This window comes from Mesorhizobium sp. M0208 (assembly GCF_040322015.1).
In the GTDB taxonomy this organism is placed as follows: domain Bacteria; phylum Pseudomonadota; class Alphaproteobacteria; order Rhizobiales; family Rhizobiaceae; genus Mesorhizobium.
Map to the genome: position 1 here is coordinate 1 of NZ_JAMYSP010000106.1, position 1,521 is coordinate 1,521.

At 62.2% G+C, this 1,521-nt stretch carries 2 protein-coding genes and 1 pseudogene; all 3 read left to right on the top strand.

Annotated features, from left to right (window positions below):
- The first annotated feature begins 69 nt into the window (after positions 1–69).
- The gene (locus tag NKJ17_RS33805; RefSeq protein WP_352692041.1) at positions 70–537 is read left to right on the top strand and encodes a hypothetical protein; all 468 of its coding nucleotides are present in this window, start codon (positions 70–72) and stop codon (positions 535–537) included.
- Entirely contained in the window at positions 534–929 is a 396-nt protein-coding gene (locus NKJ17_RS33810) for a phage holin family protein (protein ID WP_254818831.1), read from the top strand. The genes NKJ17_RS33805 and NKJ17_RS33810 overlap by 4 nt, the downstream gene beginning before the upstream one ends.
- A pseudogene (locus NKJ17_RS33815) lies at positions 926–1,521 on the top strand (hypothetical protein); the annotation flags it as partial. The gene NKJ17_RS33810 and the pseudogene NKJ17_RS33815, both read left to right, overlap by 4 nt.

Genomic DNA, 1,521 nt, shown 5'->3' on the forward strand with positions numbered 1-1,521 from the left:
GCGCTCCACGATGCGCGTGACGAGATCACCAGGAAAGCCGGAGATTACGCATCGGAAGCAAAGCAAGCATTGTTCAACAAGGCGGAGGGAACGCAGCGCGACATGAGCGCCAGTCTCAAGGCCTTCAGCGGCGCATTGCGCGCGGCAAGCGAGCATCTTGCCAACAATGATCAACGGACCGCTTCGAAATTCGCCCTTGACGCCGCAGGCGGGCTCGAGCGGCTTTCCTCGTCCCTGAAGGATAAACCGTTCGACGAGGTGCTTGGCGAAATTCAGTCGTTCGGCCGCGAAAACTCGGGGGCGCTGATCGCCGGCTCGGTATTGGCAGGCCTGGCTTTGGGGCGGTTCATCAAGAGCTCGCCACCCTCTGCTCAAACCGGAGCACCGGGCCAGTCGGGAACAGGCCGGGTGCCCGAGACGGGTCCTAGCTCGAATGAGTCGGGATGGCGATCGGCAGAGCCAGTTGAACCAGCCCCGTTAGGATCCGATCAGTCCGGCGATGACTGGGCCAATGCAAGCCTGGAGCGAAACCCATGACTGACAACCAGGACACTCGCAGCCTGACAACCCTTGTCAGCGATCTGGCACAGCAGGTCACAACACTGCTTCAAACCGAAAGCAGGCTGTTGCGGGCTGAAATGTCAGAAAAGTTAAGCAAGGCCGGCGCCGGCGCCGTGGAGGTAATGGGAGGCGTCATTTGCCTGCTTGCCGCCCTGATGGTGCTTTTGCAGGCGCTGGTGATTGCCTTGGCGAGCGCCGGCCTGGGAGCCGGATGGTCCTCGCTGCTCGTCGGCGTCGTGGTGGCAGTACTGGGCGTCATACTCCTGCGCTCCGGCAAGGCAAGCATGGCTCCCTCAGAGTTGACCCCCGACCGGACACAAGACCAACTTAAACGCGACGCACGCGTGATCAAGGACCAGATAAGATGACCGACAAATCCGCAGCCGAACTCGAACGCGATGCCGACATTGCCCGTGCCAAGATAACGGACACGGCAGACTCGATCCGGAGCAAGATGACACCAGGTCAGCTGATCGACGAATTCACCGGGATGTTCAGCGGCGAGGGATCCGCCATGCTCAGCAATCTTAAGACTCAGGTCAGGGACAATCCGTTGCCGCTTACATTGGTCGGCGCGGGCCTGGCCTGGCTGATGCTAGGCAAGGGCACGTCGGTAGACAGTTCAGCACTTGGTGCCTATTCGACCGGCAGGGAACCTGACGGCACCCGAAACTTCTCTGACCAGAGGGGCTTGGGCGGGGCCTGGCAGGACTCACGCGGCGATGAGTACGGTGCCGAGGGCGAAGGTTCCGCCGGCTCCATGCTCTCCGATACCGCCCGTTCGGTTGCGTCCGTGGCAGGCGGTGCGGTTGAGGCTGTGGCAGACGTTGCGAGCGGCGCCAAAGAAAGATTGAGAAGCACAGCCGGGCAGGTCGGCTCGGCCGCCACCGATATGACGGGGCGGGTGCGGCAGTCGGCTCAGGACCTGTTCCAGCGCGAACCTCTGGCAATGGCCGCGGT